At 67.3% G+C, this 15,610-nt stretch carries 14 protein-coding genes; 6 read left to right on the top strand and 8 right to left on the bottom strand.

The features are described 5' to 3' along the window. Positions 1-4 precede the first annotated feature (4 nt). Entirely contained in the window at positions 5-775 is a 771-nt protein-coding gene (locus tag KY501_RS15560; RefSeq protein ID WP_224363782.1) for a tetratricopeptide repeat protein, read from the bottom strand. A gap of 283 nt (positions 776-1,058) precedes the next feature. On the opposite strand from KY501_RS15560, the gene KY501_RS15555 reads away from it, so the two are divergent. Both KY501_RS15555 and KY501_RS15550 read left to right on the top strand, forming a co-directional pair. After that, positions 1,059-1,412, top strand: a complete 354-nt coding sequence (locus tag KY501_RS15555; protein ID WP_224363781.1) for a hypothetical protein — start codon at positions 1,059-1,061, stop codon at positions 1,410-1,412. Positions 1,413-1,553: 141 nt separating this feature from the next. Next, positions 1,554-2,300 carry a hypothetical protein gene (locus KY501_RS15550; protein ID WP_224363779.1) on the top strand — a complete coding sequence of 249 codons (747 nt, stop codon included), beginning with the start codon at positions 1,554-1,556 and terminating at the stop codon, positions 2,298-2,300. A gap of 14 nt (positions 2,301-2,314) precedes the next feature. On the opposite strand, the gene sitI6 is transcribed toward KY501_RS15550, so the two are convergent. From sitI6 to KY501_RS15515, 7 genes are all read right to left on the bottom strand, one after another. Continuing rightward, the gene (sitI6, locus tag KY501_RS15545; protein WP_224363778.1) at positions 2,315-3,028 is read right to left on the bottom strand and encodes a SitI6 family double-CXXCG motif immunity protein; all 714 of its coding nucleotides are present in this window, start codon (positions 3,026-3,028) and stop codon (positions 2,315-2,317) included. A gap of 6 nt (positions 3,029-3,034) precedes the next feature. Continuing rightward, positions 3,035-3,751, bottom strand: a complete 717-nt coding sequence (sitA6, locus tag KY501_RS15540; RefSeq protein WP_224363777.1) for a SitA6 family polymorphic toxin lipoprotein — start codon at positions 3,749-3,751, stop codon at positions 3,035-3,037. Positions 3,752-3,782: 31 nt separating this feature from the next. Then, positions 3,783-4,967 carry a tetratricopeptide repeat protein gene (locus KY501_RS15535; RefSeq protein WP_224363776.1) on the bottom strand — a complete coding sequence of 395 codons (1,185 nt, stop codon included), beginning with the start codon at positions 4,965-4,967 and terminating at the stop codon, positions 3,783-3,785. A 113-nt stretch (positions 4,968-5,080) separates the two neighbouring features. Then, positions 5,081-6,118, bottom strand: coding sequence for a hypothetical protein (locus KY501_RS15530; RefSeq protein ID WP_224363775.1), 1,038 nt, complete (start codon positions 6,116-6,118; stop codon positions 5,081-5,083). Positions 6,119-6,240: 122 nt separating this feature from the next. Further along, positions 6,241-6,741 (bottom strand): DUF3592 domain-containing protein, encoded by a 501-nt coding sequence (locus KY501_RS15525; protein ID WP_224363774.1) that lies wholly within the window; start codon positions 6,739-6,741, stop codon positions 6,241-6,243. A 9-nt stretch (positions 6,742-6,750) separates the two neighbouring features. Continuing rightward, the gene (locus tag KY501_RS15520) at positions 6,751-8,484 is read right to left on the bottom strand and encodes a sensor histidine kinase (RefSeq protein ID WP_224363773.1); all 1,734 of its coding nucleotides are present in this window, start codon (positions 8,482-8,484) and stop codon (positions 6,751-6,753) included. 81 nt (positions 8,485-8,565) lie between these two features. Further along, the gene (locus KY501_RS15515) at positions 8,566-9,264 is read right to left on the bottom strand and encodes a uracil-DNA glycosylase (RefSeq protein WP_224363772.1); all 699 of its coding nucleotides are present in this window, start codon (positions 9,262-9,264) and stop codon (positions 8,566-8,568) included. Between the two features lie 125 nt (positions 9,265-9,389). Here KY501_RS15515 and chrA point away from each other — a divergent pair, with 125 nt between their 5' ends. The 4 genes from chrA to KY501_RS15495 all read left to right on the top strand — a co-directional run bounded on the left by chrA (position 9,390) and on the right by KY501_RS15495 (position 15,326). Beyond that, positions 9,390-10,622, top strand: coding sequence for a chromate efflux transporter (gene chrA / locus KY501_RS15510; RefSeq protein ID WP_224363770.1), 1,233 nt, complete (start codon positions 9,390-9,392; stop codon positions 10,620-10,622). Between the two features lie 78 nt (positions 10,623-10,700). After that, positions 10,701-12,518 carry a TadA family conjugal transfer-associated ATPase gene (locus KY501_RS15505; RefSeq protein WP_224363768.1) on the top strand — a complete coding sequence of 606 codons (1,818 nt, stop codon included), beginning with the start codon at positions 10,701-10,703 and terminating at the stop codon, positions 12,516-12,518. Positions 12,519-12,723: 205 nt separating this feature from the next. Further along, a complete protein-coding gene (locus KY501_RS15500; protein WP_224363766.1) occupies positions 12,724-13,704 on the top strand; it encodes a hypothetical protein in 981 nt (326 codons plus the stop codon). 8 nt (positions 13,705-13,712) lie between these two features. Continuing rightward, positions 13,713-15,326, top strand: coding sequence for a hypothetical protein (locus tag KY501_RS15495; RefSeq protein WP_224363765.1), 1,614 nt, complete (start codon positions 13,713-13,715; stop codon positions 15,324-15,326). Positions 15,327-15,610 lie beyond the last annotated feature (284 nt).

Here is a 15,610-nt window from a genome sequence, read left to right as displayed (position 1 = left end):
GAGGCTAGGCAACACTCTTGGGACGCAGGGGAGCGGCGAGCCGCTCGGCCTCGGTTCCAATGGGTCCTTCCGGGTCTTTTTCCCTGGCTTTTTCGAAAGCAACCAGGGCTCCGTCGCGGTCTCCCTTGAGCTTCAGCGCCACGCCCTCGTTGAGGTAGGCCGCGGCGTTGTCGCGGTCCATCGAGAGGGCCTCACGGAAGAGTTCGAGCGCCTGGTCCACGTCACCGGACAGGAGCGCCTCCTTGCCGGCCTGGACCCGCTTCTCCGAGTCGTTGATGAACTCCACCTGGAGCACGCTCTTGCCCACCACGTTGGCGATGAGGACCCGGAGGATGCCGCCCCAATAGAAGCTGAGGCCCTCGGCGGCCACCACGGCGGCCAGCGGCAGGTCCGGCAGCAATTGCTTGCCCCGGAACTTGAACCGGACCTTGGTGTAGCGGCCCTTGTTGGCCCAGTGGACCATCTCGCCCTGGAGCTTCTTGAGGCTCTCCTCCACGCGCTTGGGATCGATCTCGAAGGGGAGCGCGCGGCCCTTGTCCACGGCCTCGCCCGCGGGCAGCGCCTTCGGAGTGGGCTGGGGCTCGACGATCTCGGCTTCGACAACGACAGCCTCGAGAGGCTGGGGAGCCTTCTTGGGAGTCTCACGGACCGGAGTGGATTTTACGGGAGTCTCGCGCCGCTTCGCCTTCACAGGAGGCGTGCGCTGCTTGGAGGCAGCGGCGCGGGTGGGCTTCTTCTTCGCAGGGGCCTTGCTGCGGGGTGCGGTCTTCGCCATGGGACGAGTTTAAGCCAGTCTCATTCCGAGTGCTCGAAGGACCTTCACGCAGGGTGGAACCTGCGGTGGTCTCAGGGTGTCTCTCACCGGAGAACAGAGTCGGCTGGATTGCTCGACTCCGCCTTCTCAACGCACTCGCAGGCTCACTGATCGAGGGCCACGCTGACACGTCAGTGACATACCGCTGACGTGTCAGCCGCGTCGGTTTCCGCCTGTGGCGCGGAGGCCTTCCATCCTGGGAGATGCATCAAGGGCGGTACGACGCCTGCACTCTGCGCGCGATATGGCCATCCTGACCGTCTACATCCAACCTCAAGGCGTGAGCTACCACCCCTCTCCTCCTGTCGCGAGGCCAGGCGATACGGTGAGCTTCGTCATCGACGGTCGAACGGATGAGGTCTCCGTGAGCTTCGACTCGAGCTCTCCCTTCTCTGGAGTCAGCAACTTCTGCCTGAATGGCAGCACTCAGATCACGGGCTCCTTCAGCGATCTCGTCATCGACAACGCGTCGGGGCGCTATGCCTTCACCGTGGCCCCCACCACGAACGCGTTTATCGGTGGGGCCCATGTCGCGCCGCCCGGCACTGTCCGTGGAGGCCTGGAGGTGAGTGCGGATCCGCTGCTGCGGGCGCTGTAGCTCTCGCCACCCGTGGCCTCTCTCTTTCGAAGCGGGTCTCCCTCCCTGGGAGACAGGCACGCGAACTGCAGACCAGCTCGCAACCCCTGAGACACCCCAGCCCCCAAGGCTGATTCGACCCCCTCCGAGGAGAAGAACCGAATGAACGTGCAGAACCTGCTTCGCATCCACTGGCTGACCGGAATCACGGCCCTGCTGTCGCTGACTGCCTGCGGCGGCGATGACACCCAGGAGCCTCTTCCGCCGCAGGAGCTGACGTGCGATGCGCAGACCTACTCGGATGGAGTCCGAGATGCCGCGGAACCCGACGCGGCGGATGTCTATACGGGCCTATGGGCCATCACCCCGTCCAACCCGAAGCTGATCTGGAACGCGGACAAGACGGCGGTGCGGATGGCGATCTGGACCACCTTCACGGGCTACCAGCCGGGAGACATGACGCTGACGCGCGAGGTGTGGATGACGGCGGCGCCCCAGGTCCAGGAGCTGTGCAAGACGCTGTCGGCGGAGAAGATCGTCCCGCGCATCAACCAGTTCCTCGGCCTGCCCCCGGCCGGCGATGCGGACAATGCGCGCTTCTTCGTGGAGGCGTGGGTGAAGCCTGGCGACATGTTCCGGCCGTGTCCGGACTCGGAGATCGACGACACCTCGTGCAGCCTGACGTTCCCGCCCACGGCGACCACCGAGCACAAGAACTGGATCAACGGCAACTACTCGTACAGCTATGGCTTCTGGCAGACGACGCAGTACCCGTGGACGGGGCTGGGCTACACCTATGACTGGTGCAACGCCGACACGCACGTGGGCGCCAGCGAGTTCGTCGTGCGCTCCGGCTCCACCATCACGGTGACAGGCGTGTTCGACCGGGCCACCTACTGCGCTCCGTAGGAATGGTAGGCCACTCAGCGCGCCGATAGTTCGCGGAAGGCAATGTCCTGCTCGTAGCCCAGGCGCCGCACGGTCTCCACGAAGCGCTCGGTAGCGAGGATCATCGTTCCGGCCAGCCGGAACAGATCCAGATCTTGCGGTAGAGAGGCTTCGAGCAGGACAGGCTCATCCGGAAGCTTGAAGCCATCTCCCCCACACTTCGGGCAAGGTGGCGGGCGTGGAGGCAGGCATTCCGGGTGAAGCTCTCCCCTGGGCAGCAGTTCCATCTCCAGCAACTCCGGCGGGCTCTTCTTGCGGAAGCGCAACTCCGTGCGGCAACCCTTCAGGCCCATCAAACTTTCGGCCTGAAGGCGCTCGAACCGCTCTCGCCACATCAACAGTTCCCATGAATTCACCAGGACCAGCGGAGCGAACTCTCCCTGGGCCGCGCCATTCATCGGGCCGAGCTGGGTACCGGGCCAGAGGGGAACTCCAGGAGGTACCAGCGGACGCACCTGCTCGCGCAGCCGCTCGAACTCCGCATAGTCCTCCTCCACTCGAGGGAGATACTTCTTCTGCTCGGAAGCGGGCAGATGCGACAGATCCACTGAGGGATAGGCATGTCCTGTCGCCGCCCAGGTGTCATGGCACGCAGGACAGTGCACGCCAGGCAAGCTCCACTTGTGCCCGTACGTGTACCAGCCCGAGTAACGCGGATGCGGGACACTGCGCAGCCAGTAGAATCGCATAGCCCCTCACTGCCCCGAAGACAGCGGTGGCGGCTGCTTCCAATACGGCACCACGGGGCCGAACAGCTGGAACTCGTAGAGGAGCTGTCCCGCATACCGATAGATCTCGGCTTTCGTCACCCTCTGTTGGTGGCTCTCGATGAACTTCCGCCATGCATCATTCCAAGGACCTCCCCGCTCCCCACGATGAATGCTGCGGTGCTTCTCCACCGCCAGCGGCATCACGTACTCGTCGATGTCGATGCCCCTCTCGGCAAACCAGGCCCTGAACGCTTGCGGAAAGATGGGGTGCCGCTCGTGTGGCTTCTTGCGTTCAGAAGCCGCCGCCTCCAGCGCCTGTTTCTGGCTGGGTAGCAGCTCTGGCTTCGCATCCCACGGAATGATGAACACCGGGCGCGAGTCCTGTGGCAACTCCTGCGCGCTCCCCCAGTATCGCTGCGCCCCTCCTTGGGCCTGGGGTAGCGCCAAGACCGCCCCCCGGGCGAGCACCACACGCCCAGCAGAAGAGGCCTCCATCACCTCGCGGCATCGGTAGAGCCCACAGCGCTCTCCGGCGCAGAGCACCAGCAGGCTGCTCTCCTCCACGCACGCTTCTTCGAAGGAGACGGCTTCCGCCGCCTCTTCGCACCCAGCGGGCTCATTCGCTCGGATAGAGGGTGTCGCGCAGGCCACCAACGCAACAAGGGCCAGCAGCCACACCCGGCCCCAACGCAGTCCAGTCATAGGCAGCGCCTGCGTCCTCGGGCGTCCGTGCTCAGTTGGCGTGCTTGAGCAGTTGCTCGGCCTGCTGGCGGATCGACTCCTCCAACGACGGCCCGCGCCCCACCAGCACCTTCGCCAACTCCTTCGCCTTCGCCTTGTCGCCCAGCTTCATGCACGCCAGCGCCAGGTTGAGCTGCAACTCGGGACGATCCGGACTCCGGCGCAGGCCCTCCTCCAACACCTCTCGCGCCTGCTTCGCCGCGTCCGGCAGCTCCGGCATCCGCATGAGCAGGTTGCCCAGGTTGTTGGCCGCCCCCCACTCCTTCGGATCCAGCGCCATCGCCGCGCGCCATGCCGCCGCCGCGCCCTCGAGATCCGGGGGATTCATCGCCTCGTAGATCATCGCCTCCACCGAGCGGCTCTCCACCGTGGCCATCCCCCGCTCCGCCAACGCCTGGCACAGCGAGAGCGCATCGCCGAACCGGCGCTGCACCATCCGGAAACGCGCCAGGTTGCTGATCGCCGCCGGATGGTTCGGCTGCACACTCGCCAGCTTCTCCGCAGCCTCCGCCGCTCCCGCCCAGTCCCCCTTCGCCGCCAGCACGTTGCACAACGACTGCAGCAGGTACGGATCCTCCGGGAACGCCTTGAGGCCCTGGCGCAGGATGTCCTCCGCCGCGTCCAGCTCACCACCCGCCTGCATCGCGATCGCGAACACCACGTAGGAAGGAATGTGCGCCGGGTTCAGCTTGAGCGACGTCTCCAGGTGCTCGAAGGCCTCCTTCATCTGCCCCAGCGCGAACTGCACCCGCGCCAGCTGGAAGTGGTACACGGCCTCCTGGGGCTCGAGATCCACCGCCTTCTGCAGCGCCTTGCGCGCCAGCTCGTTCTCCTCCGCCTCGGCCAGCAGGAAGCCCACGCCGTACAGCGCCTCGGCGCGCGGCGGATCCTCCGCCAGCTTCAGGTACAGCTGCCCCGCCGCCTGCGGATCTCCCTTCCGCATGAGGAGCGCCGCCTTCACCAGCATGGCGTCCTCTTCGTCCTTCTGGGTGCCACCGGCCGCGCGCGCCAGGAGCGACTCCGCCCGGGCCTCGTCGCCTTCGAACGCCGCCAGCTTCGCCAGCGCCAGCAGGGCCCGGCGGTCCTTCGGATCGCGCTTGAGGGCCGCCTCGGCCTCCGCACGTCCCTGCACCAGATCACCCGACTTCAGGAGGGTCTCGTAATGTGGAGTGCTCATGCAGTCCCAGATAACAGAAAAGGGGCAGATGACGCGAGCCGCGCCCCTGCCCCTCCAAGGTTCTTCAGGCTTGATGGCGGACCGCGACAACAGGCCCGCCACCCGGGCTCACATCACCAGCCGCTGAAGATCTTCTTGACGGTGTCGCCCACCGCCTTGCCCACCGACTTGACGCCCTCGGCGATGGCGTGGCCCGCGTCCTTCACGGCGTTCGTCACGCCCGAGGCCGCGCTCTTGAAGAAGTTGCCGACCTTCTCGCCGACGTTCTTCACGATCTCGACCGGCTTCTTGAAGATGTTCTTGATGCCCTCACCGATCTTCTTGAAGTTGATGTCGACACCGAAGCCCAGCTTGAAGCCGAGGCCGAGCGCCGCGCCGAGCTCGAAGCGCGCCGAGAACCGGCCGTTCTCCAGGCCCACGTGCGCCTTGGCCGTCACGCCGATGCCCGCCCAGGCCTCCGCAGTGCCGTGCACGCCGCCGTAGTCACCCAGGTTCACGTTGGCCGACGCGCCGATACGGGCGCCCGCGAACGCATCCGCACCGGCATCCAGCACGTACTTGCCGTTGATCGGATCGATGATGGCGTCGCCGCTCGCGTTGGCCTTCACGCCCGCGTAGGCGTGGGCCTCGCCGTCGGCGGACACCGGGCCCAGCTTCGCGCGGAAGTTGGCCGCCGCGTCGAGCAGCGTGGCCTGGGCGTGCACCTCACCGTGCGCCGAAAGGGCGCCGTTCTCCAGCGTCACCGAGCCCTTGCCATTCACCGAGGCCTCGAGCGCGCTCAACTTGTACGTACCGGAGGCGACGCCGTTCGGGTCTCCGAAGCTGCCCTCCTTCTTGTAAGCGGAGACGCCCTTCTCGAAGCTGCCCTCCTTGGTGAGCTTCGGCAGCTTGCCCAGCAGGCCCGCCAGCGCCCCGCCCACGCCCGTGGTGGGCAGCTTCGGCGTGTACATGGGGCGGTCCGAGCTGTACGTCTTGTTCCAGTTCCGGTTGATCTCCCCGCTCCGCTCGAAGCTGCTCTGCAACTGGTCCGGCAGGCCCGAGGACTTCGGCTGCGCCACCGTGTTCTTCTCGGACGTGGCAGCAGGCTTGTCCTGCGTGGTGGAACGATTGACCAGGCCGGAGCCAGACGAGTTCGTAGAGCGGACGGACATGACGGCAACCTCGATAGGAATGAGTCGTTGCTGGATTATCGCCGGGTTGGGGGGGCGGTTGCTTCAGGGCCGCGATCATTTTGATCCCATTGCACCCGTTAGGTTTTCATGGGCCAAGAGACCTACACCTTCGCGGCGAACCAGCGCGCCACGAGTTCCATCGACACCGCAACTCCCAGCAGCACCAGCCCCACGATAGCCCGAGTGAAATCCAGAGGGCGAAGGCCCGGCTCGAGGACCGAATCGGTCGGATCCCCTGGGTTATAGGAGACCCGGACCTGTTGGCCAGGGAGGTATCTGGCGAGTGTGGACTGCACCCCCACTTCATGGGTCGACTCCGTGGGGCCGAGCCTTACAACCGTCGAGCCGATATGGACTCGGCCGACGGTGTATTCGTAGTGGATCCGCGCCTCATAGTGGATGCGGGAGCCGCCTCCGGCCTCGGCGGGCATCTGCCGGGAGTGCTGCAATTCCTCGGCGGAGACGATGATGCCAGGAGCCGTGGGCCAGCTCCGGGTGCGGGCCGCCTTCCAGGCGTCCTTCAGCCCCGCGACGAGGAACGCGATGCCGGTGACGGCGAACACCGCACAGATGAAGTGGAGGACTCCCCAGAGCAGCCACACGCCTCCACCCTAGCAGAGCGGCGGAGGGCGCAGCGGCAGTTCCACCGTGAAGACCGAGCCCTGCCCCGGAGCGCTCTCCACGTGGATGCTCCCGCCCATGGCGTCCAGGATCTGCCGGACGATCCACAGCCCCAGCCCGAATCCGCTGTAGTGCCGCTCGCTGGCGAGGCGCTCGAAGCGCTGGAAGAGCCGGGACTGATCTTCGATCGAGATGCCGATGCCCTTGTCCTTCACCACCACCCGGGCCGACCGCGCGTCCGCGGAGATGTGGAGCTGGATGGGAAAGCCCGGCCCGTACTTGAGGGCGTTCGACAGCAGGTTCTGGAGGACCTGCTCCACGCGCAGCCGATCCCAGTACCCCACCACGGGCGCCTCAGGGGTCACCATCCTCAGCTCGCAGCCAGCCCGGGAGAGGTCCTCCGCGAAGCGTGGCACCAGCTCGCGCGTGAGCGAGGTCAGCTCCACCTCCTCGGGCTCGAGCCGGAGCTTGCCCGCGGTGATGCGGGACACGTCCAACAGCTCGTGGATCAGGTTGGCCAGGCGGGAGATCTGCCGGTGCACCGCCTGGAGCTTCACGGTCGCCGTCTCCTGGAGTGGAGTGCTGGAGCCCGCGGACGCCTGCTGGAGGGCCCGCTGCAGCGCCTGGATGTTCAGGCTGAGCGAAGTGAGCGGAGTGTTCAGCTCGTGGGAGGCGACGGACAGGAAAGAGTCTCGCGCCTGGATGGCCTCCTGGGCCTCCTTATAGAGCAGGCCATTGTCCAGGGACGTCGCCGCGCGCCGGGCCAGATCCTCCGCGAGCTGCACATCCGCCTGTGTGTACCGCCGATTCGAGTCCGCGTAGATGAGCGAGAGGGCCGCCAGCGTCCGGCCCCGGCTGCTGAGCGGGACGATGATGATGGATTTGACCCCAAGCTCCCGAACGTCGTGGCGGCGCTCGGGGTCCGAGAGACTCTGGTCGAGGAGCTCGTCCGAGACCTCCAGCACGTACTGCGAGATACCCGTGCGCAGCACCTTGCCAATGCCGTGGGGGTCCTCGAGGGTGACGGGGTACTTCGCCTGGAATGCCTCTCCCTGAGCGAGGCGCTCGGCCTCCAGGTGCACGGTGGCCACCCGCCGGACCGCGCCCTCATCCGTGGCCACATCCACCGCGCACCAGTCCCCGAGCGTCGGAACGGCCAGATACGCCAGGCTGCGGAGGATCTCGTCTGAATCCAGAGAGGACGCCAGCACCTCGCTGGCCCTGGCCAGGAAGGCGGCGCGCTGCTGCGCCAGCCGCGCCTGTTCATAGAGCTGCTCGGTGAACTGGTAGGACTCGGCGCGCTCGAGCTCGGCACGCTTCTGCTCCGTCACGTCCTGCGAGAACACGTAGATGAGCTCGCCGCGGAGGTAGAGCCGCTGCCGGAACCAGCGGTCCCAGGGCTTGTAACAGTGCTCGATCTCCAGCGCATGGCCCGTCTCGACGACCTGGAGGAACGCACGATGGAATGCGCTCTCCCCTGCCCCGGGGAAGACGTCCCAGATGCAGTGCTCGACCAGCTCCTGCCGCGACTTGCCAAGAAGGCGCTCGGCGAATGCATTGACGTATCGGTAGGTCGCGTCCCGCCGGAAGACAGTGACGCCCTCCGCCATCTGCTCGAAGAGGGCGGTGTCGATGCCCTCATCTCGCGCGTCACGCCCCTCGGAACGATGAGCGTCCCGGTGGTTCGGGAGAAGACTCGCGGATGGGACGCCGATCTGGGACATGGATCACCCCCATCCTGCTCCAACCTGTCGGGTCGCCGGGCATTCCTGCCCCAATGACTGTCGGACAGCGCACAGGCACGGCTAGGAACGCGAACCGCGTGTAGCCTCCGAGGGCAGGTGCCAGTCGATGGGCGGTTGTCCATGCAACACCAGCGCGTCGTTGATCCGGCTGAACGGACGGCTGCCGAAGAAGCCTCCCATGGCTGACAGCGGCGAGGGGTGTGGCGATTCGATAATGTCGTGCCGCCCGGTGTCGATGAGCTTGCGCTTCTTGCGCGCGTAGTTGCCCCACAACAGGAACACCACCGGCTCCGGCTTCGCATTCACCGCCCGGATGACCGAATCCGTGAAGTCCTCCCAGCCCTGCCCCGCGTGGCTGTTGGCCTCGCTTTCACGGACCGTGAGCACCGCGTTGAGCAACAGCACCCCCTGCTCCGCCCAGCGCACCAGCGAGCCGCTCGTGGGTGGCGGCATCCCCAGGTCGCTCTGGAGCTCCTTGAAGATGTTCACCAGCGAGGGCGGCAGTGCCACCCCTGGCCGGACCGAGAACGCCAGCCCGTGCGCCTGCCCGGCCCCGTGATACGGATCCTGCCCCAGCAACAACACCCGGACGCCCTCGTACGGTGTCAACCGGAACGCCGAAAAGAGATCCTCCTCGGGGGGATAGACGGTGTGCTGCTTCCGCTCCCCCTCCACGAAGCGCTCGAGCTTGCGGAACGTGGGGGACTCCAGCGTCTCCTTCAATACCGCGCGCCAATCGTCCGGCAGCATCTCCCTCATGCACCCTCCCTCATACGTCACATTCAAGCACGCCTACGTGCCGGGTTGGGTGAAAAACCGGTTGCATGCTCGTTGCTGGACGAGAGGCTTGGGAGACCACAGAGTCATGGGCATGGGGAGATACCTTGAATCCCTTTGAGGCGCACGACTCCTCCGCGCCCGATGCCCACGTTCCCCGCGAGCCGCTCCCACGCCTCTTCTGGCGTTTCCTGCGCTTCGGGCTGCTCGCCTGGGGGGGGCCCATCGCGCAGATCGCCATGATTCGCCAGGAGCTCGTCGAGGAGGAGAAGTGGGTCACCCCCGCTCGCTTCCACCGCGCCCTGGCCCTCTACCAGATCCTCCCTGGCCCCGAGGCCCATGAGCTGTGCGTCTACTTCGGCCTGCTCTCCCGAGGCCGCGTGGGAGGCCTGCTGGCCGGGCTCGGCTTCATGCTCCCCGGGCTGCTCCTCATGCTCCTGTGCTCGTGGCTCTATGTGCGGCTGGGCCTCGACTCGCCCGGGGTCAAGGCGGCGTTCACCACCGTCCAGGCCGCCGTCGCCGCCCTCATCGTCCGCGCCGTCCACCGCATCGGCAGCCACGCCTTCACCCAGCGCGCCTTCCTTGGCATCGCGCTGCTCGCCGCCGTCGCCCAGTTGCTCGGCGTCCACTTCACCCTTGCCCTCGCTTGGGCGGGCCTCGCCGCCGTGCTCCTTCAGACCGGCCTCCGTGCCGCGGCGCTCGGACTCACCGTCGCGTGTGCCGCCGCCACTGTGGGCTTCGTCTTCCTCCACACCCCCGAGATCGCCGCTCCGCTCACCGCCGCAACTGCCGTCAGGACGGCCCCGAGCACCCTCTCGTTGCTCGGTTCCGGCCTGCGCACCGGCCTGCTCACCTTCGGTGGCGCCTATACCGCCATCCCCTTCCTCCAGAATGACGCGGTGATCCGTGGCGGGTGGATGACCGATGCCCAGTTCCTCGATGGGCTTGCGCTCGGCGGGATGCTGCCCTCCCCCCTCATCATCTTTGGCACCTTCGTGGGCTACATGGGCGGAGGCCTGCCCGGCGCGCTGGCCATGACGGCCGGCATCTTCGCCCCCGCCTTCGCCATGACGCTGCTGGCCCATGATCCGCTGGAGCGCCTGCTGCACCACCCTCGCGCCCGCGTCTTCCTCGAGGGCGTCACCGCGGGCGTCGTAGGCCTCATCGCCGGCACCGCGCTGCCCCTGCTGCGCACCGCCGTGCGCGACGTGCCCACCGGGCTCGTCTTCGCCGCCGCCCTCGTTGTGCTCTTCCGCTCCAAGGCGCGGCTGGCTCCCATGGCCGTCATCGCCGCCGCCGCGGGGGTGGGTCTGGGCATACACACGCTCGGGTGGATGTAGGCCGCCCCTCCCCCCTGCAGGGAAGCATCCGCGGGCGCTTGGGTTCCAGGCTCCGCCCGCGCTAGCCTCGGGGTTGCCATGTCGATGTACAACGAGTCACTCCGCGCCTTCTTGAAGCCGGTCCTCCCGTACCTGGACGACCCGTCGGTGTCGGAGATCATGATCAACGGCCCCCAGGACATCTGGATCGAGCGCAAGGGCCGCCTCTCCAAGACAGACGCCGCCTTCTCCGAGGAAGGCCTGATGGGCGCCGCGCGCAACATGGCGCAGTTCGTCGGCCGCGTCCTCAGCGAGGAGCGCCCGCGACTCGATGCGCGTCTGCCCGACGGCAGCCGTATCCACGTCGTCATCCCGCCCATCGCCCGGCGCGGCACCACCATCTCCATCCGCAAGTTCTTCAAGGACAAGCTGACGATCGAGGCGCTGATCAAATACAACTCGATGACGACGCAGATGGCGCGCATCATCGACGCGGGCATCCACACCAAGCTCAACATGCTGGTGTCCGGAGGCACGGGCTCGGGCAAGACGACGCTGCTCAACATCGTCTCCTCGCTCATCCCCGATGACGAGCGCATCCTCACCATCGAGGACTCGGCGGAGTTGCAGCTCAACCAGTCCCACCTGGTGGCCTTCGAGAGCCGTCCGCCGGACAAGTTCGGCAAGGGCGGCGTGGACATGGGAGACCTGCTGCACTCGGCCCTGCGTCTGCGCCCGGACCGCATCGTGGTAGGCGAGGTGCGCGGCGGCGAGGCCTTCTACCTGGTGCAGGCGATGAACACCGGCCACGGCGGCTCGCTGGCCACCTGCCACGCCAACACCCCCACGGACACGCTGCGCCGCATCGAGTCGCTGTGCCTCATGTCCGCGGTGGAGCTGCCCATGGTCGCCGTGCGCTCCCAGGTCGCCAGCGCCATCAACTTCATCGTCTGCTGCGAGCGCCTCCACGACGGCAGCCGAAAGACGATTGCCCTGTCCGAGGTACTCCCCCTCAACGAGAAGGGCGACTACCGCACGCAGGACATCTTCGTTTTCACTCCCGTGACGAAGGACGAGGAGGGCCACGTGCTGGGCTATCACGCGCCCACCGGCATCATCCCCACCTTCGTGGGCAAGGCCCGCGCCTACGGCTTCACGGACCTGGACGAGTCCTTCTTCGATCCGGCCACCTACGGCGTGCCGCCGCCCCCCACCTTCCAGGTCGGCTCCTCCTACGAGGTGCGCTGGGCCCCCTCGCTCAAGCACCGCGAGCAGGGCCGGCCGGATCCCTCCGAGTACAAGAAGCAGTGGCTCGACTTCGAGAAGAAGCTCCAGGTTGACGCGCGCCAGGGCAAGGATGGCCAGCCTGCGGCTCCCGCCTCGCTTCCCGTGCAGGTGCAGGTGCCCGCCAACCTGCCCTCCTCGAAGCCTGCTCTGGCTCCCGCCGCCTCGAGGCCGGCCCCGGCTCCCCAACAGGCGCGCCCCGCGGGCAGACCCGCGCCGGATGCTCTCTCGGATGAGGACAAGACGCCGCCGCCCACCCGCAACCCCTTCGCTCGGGGTGAAGACGACGACTTCAGCGCTCCACCCGAGGACGTGCCCACCCACGCGGGCATGCCTCCGAAGGACGAGCCCAAGGTGGAAATTGCCGAGGATCTGCTGGCCGAGGCCTCCAGCTCCCGGCCGGCGTCCCCTCCCCCGCGTCGCCCTGCCGCGCCCGTTCCCGCTCGCCCGGCCACGGGTGCATCCAACGCAGTACGCCCCGGGGCCGTGCCTCCCCGCCGTCCCGCTCCCGCTCCGGGCGGTGCTCCCCCGCGTCCCCCCGCAGACGAGGAAGACATGGACGCCGGTGGAGCCCCGAAGAACGGGGAGAAGACGCAGATCCGCTCGCCTCCTCCCGAGCGGCCTCGCCGGTGAGCTCGCGCCTCGCGCTGCTGGGGCGTGCTCCCTCCCTCGGCTGCTTCCAGAAGAGTAGTAGGGCGCTCTCCCACCACCCAGAGGTATGAACCGAGTGCTCGGGCCCCCAACTCGGAGTGACAGCGCTCGCCGGGAGAGGCCTCTGGAGAGGCGGGCGAAGCGCCACAGTCTTGCTCTAGTGGCGGCATGAGGAGAAAGTCGCCCCGTGCTGACACCCCTTCTCCTGTCCTTGGTCCTCCTCAACCAGGCTCCCGCGTCGCCGGAAGAGCCCATCCGTGTGCTGATCGCCCCACCTGACACCGCGGGTGTGCCGGCGCACGTCGTGGAGTTCGCGCAGGAGCACGTCGCCGAGCAGACCCGGGTCAGGGGGCTCACCGTGGTGCGGATGAAGGACGTTCTCCGCAAGCTGCCCGCGGCCAAGCGCCGCACGCTGCTGAAGTGCAAGCGCACGGAGCTCAAGTGCCTCACCGCGCTCGGCCAGGCCGCCAAGAGCGAGGTGGTGCTGGTGGCTGAGTTGCTACAGCGGATGGATGGCTACCGCGTGGGCACGAAGGTCTACAAGACACAGGACGGTGGGCTCGTGGCCGAGCACCTCATCCCCGGGGTCCGGGAGGATGGGATGCTCGATGCGCTCACCCAGTCCCTCGATGTGGTGGTGCCCGCGGTGATCAAGGATCTGCGCCCGGGCAGCGTGGTGCCCGAGACGAAGCCTCCCGAGACGAAGCCTCCCGAGGTGACGCCTCCGCCCGTCGCGGTGGGGCCGGGCGAGACGAAGCCGCCTGAGACGAAGCCTCCTGAGGTGAAGCCGCCCGAGGTGACGCCTCCGCCGATCACGGAGAAGCCGCCCGAGAAGAAGGAGCCGTCGGCTCATCCGTGGGCCTGGGTTCCCGCCGCGGGTGGCGTCGTCTTCGCGGGCGCGGGGACGTACTTCTATCTCCAGGCCAAGGACAACTACGACACGCTGACGACGCCGGGTGGCGATGGCACCCTGCTCGACGGGAACAAACTCGCGAGTGACGGGCGTCGGAACCAGTTGCTGAGCCGGGTGTCCTTCGGGCTTGCGGCAGCCGGCGTCGTGACGAGCGCGGTGCTCTACCTCCTCCCCGCCAAGAAGGCGCCGGTCAGCCCCACCGTCGCCGTGGGCCCGGGTGGAGGCATGATCGGGGTGGTGGGGACGTTGCCGTGAGGATCTCAATGTTGAAGACCTGGAAACCCCGCGTCACCCTGGCAGTCCTCGGCGGCCTCGTCTTCGCCGTGGGCTGCTTCGACTTCGACAAGGCAGAGCAGAAGTGTCTCGACGAGGACCGCTGCAAGGGCTCCACCGAGGACTGCGTCAAGACGAGCGACGACGACGCGCCGGATGATGCCTTCGAGGACACCAACTGTGATGGTGTCGACGGCATGGCGGATGGTGGAATCTTCGTCGACCCTGCCGGCGGTTCGGAGGGAGCTGCGGGCACGGCGGCAGCACCTCTGAAGACGCTCAGCGAGGCGCTGGATCGAGTCCGCAAGGGAACGGCCCCCCGACTGGTGTATCTCGCCAAGGGCATCTACAACGAGACAGGGCTCATGCTCGACACCCAGGTGTCCCTGTATGGCGCCTATGGAGGTCGCGACAACTGGAAGCGCAAGAGTGATTACGTGACGCACCTGGATGGCGGCACGATCGGACTCTCGATCCAAGGCATCCCCGAAGGCTCTGGGATGGTGCTGGACCGGCTGAGCGTCTCTTCCGCGAACGCGACGGACAGGGGTACTCCTTCCATCGCTCTGCAAGTCATCAACTCCCAAGGCGTCGTGCTGCGTTACGGCACCTTCACGGCTGGCCAGGGAGCAGAGGGGCTCCCAGGAATCACTGGCCCCCAAGGCGCGGACGGCGGAGCAGGCATGGATGGAGGGAACTCCATCATGGCGGCGGCAGGTGGGTTCGGCGCCAGAGGCGTCAGTCTGTGCGTTGATGGGGATGCCTCGGGTGGAAACGGTCAGGATGGGGTGAGCGGCTCCTATTCGCCCGGTGTCCCGGGTGATCCGGGACAGCCCTCCGGGCGCGGAGGCCCAGGAGGAGCGGGAGGCCCAGCGGGTTCTCTGGTGGACGGCGGCTCCGGCTTCTTCATTTGCAGGGCAGGGGATGGTGGCGTGGGCGAGCCGGGTCTACCCGGAGGGAAGGGCAACGGCGGTGCGAGCGGTGAAGGCGAGGGCGAACTGAACGGCACCATGTGGGTCGCGACCCAGAATGGTGGCAACGGAAGCGTTGGGTCCCCGGGCGGTGGCGGTGGAGGCGGCGGGAGCGGAGGGGCCTGCAAGAGAGAAGGCACCGTTGCTGGTGCCGCAGGCGCTGGAAGCGGCGGTGGCGGTGGCGGTGGCTGCGGCGGCGGCGGCGGCGGCGGGGGACGCGGCGGCGGTGCCTCCATTGCGGTGCTGCTGGTCCACTCGCAGGTGGCTTTCGAGGGAGACACCGTGCTGAGCACGCGGGGTGGCGGGCGAGGCGGGAACGGCGGTGAGGGAGGCCCGGGTGGAGCGGGCGGCCCGGGGGGCGCGGGCGGTGTGGGAGATACCATCACGAGCCCCTCCTACAATTCCTATGGCGGAGGCGGTGGTGCAGGGAGCCCCGGTGGTGCAGGTGGCCCCGGTGGTCCTGGTGGTGGCGGCGGTGGCGGTCCCTCCATCGGTGTCTGGTGCAGCCCGGATGCCGGTTACTCGGGCGCCTTTGATGCCTCAGTGGGCAATGGAGGTGCTGGAGGCAACGGCGGAAGCGGCGGAGACGGTGGGCAGCCTGGAACGAGGAACAACACTCACGGGTGTCCTTGACATTGCACAGACATCCACAGCGCGGCCGTAAAAGCTAACCGTGGCGGTAAAGGTGGGACCGGGGGGACCCATGATCGCTGCCAGCACCTCGCCAGTGTTTGCTAGTCGAATGAGAGAACCCTCACAACCCGAAGGGGTCCCCTGATGGGGCGTCTGGCTTCCGCAGATCCCGAGGACTCACAAGGTAGCGTCCCCACGCATGACGCACTGCGGATCCGTCGTCAGGCCTGCCGCTGTCCCCGCTTTCAGCGTCAATCCCGGCCACACTACCCGACAGGGTGGAT

The sequence above is a fragment of the Hyalangium versicolor genome (assembly GCF_020103695.1).
GTDB classification, from domain to species: Bacteria; Myxococcota; Myxococcia; order Myxococcales; family Myxococcaceae; genus Hyalangium; species Hyalangium versicolor.
The sequence above is the reverse complement of the archived record's forward strand: the minus strand, read 5'-3'. Positions and strand labels throughout refer to the sequence as shown.